The following is a 473-nucleotide window of genomic DNA, read 5'->3' as shown; positions in this document are numbered from 1 at the left end:
GCTTCACTTTCTTTTGCGGGCTTTAAGGACTTTTTTGCGTGTTTTTTCCGATCTAAATCAATCTCAACTGCCAATTGTTCACTCATAAATTTAGCTTGTTGGTTCACCATTTCCTTACGATACTTGTGACTATTAGCTGCCGCTTTGATATGGGTACCATCCACAAATATTTCAGAAGGATCAATTAAACCTGCATACAAAGCTTGGTTGAGAACTTGGGAAAAAATCTCAGAAATGAGTTCTTTATCTTGAAAACGACGGCTGTAATTCTTGCCATAGGTAGTAAAATGAGGAACCTTATCATCTAAAGTTAGTCCGAGAAACCAACGATAGGCCACGTTTACTTCAATCTCTTTCATGGTTTGGCGCATGGAACGGATACCATAAAAACATTTAATCAAAGGAATTTTGACTAGCATGACGGGATCAAGACTAGGACGACCATTATCTGGACTATAGGTATCTTCTACCAA

Annotated in this window: 1 protein-coding gene; it reads right to left on the bottom strand. The window is 38.3% G+C overall.

Annotated elements, in window-relative coordinates; translation table 11 throughout:
• On the bottom strand, positions 1-473 hold a 473-nt coding region (locus HMPREF2805_RS01075; RefSeq protein ID WP_148131564.1), incomplete at both ends, for a transposase.

The organism is Streptococcus sp. HMSC034E03 (assembly GCF_001811505.1).
Classification (GTDB): Bacteria; Bacillota; Bacilli; order Lactobacillales; family Streptococcaceae; genus Streptococcus.
Note: the sequence above shows the minus strand (reverse complement) of the source record. Positions and strands in the feature narration are given on the sequence as shown.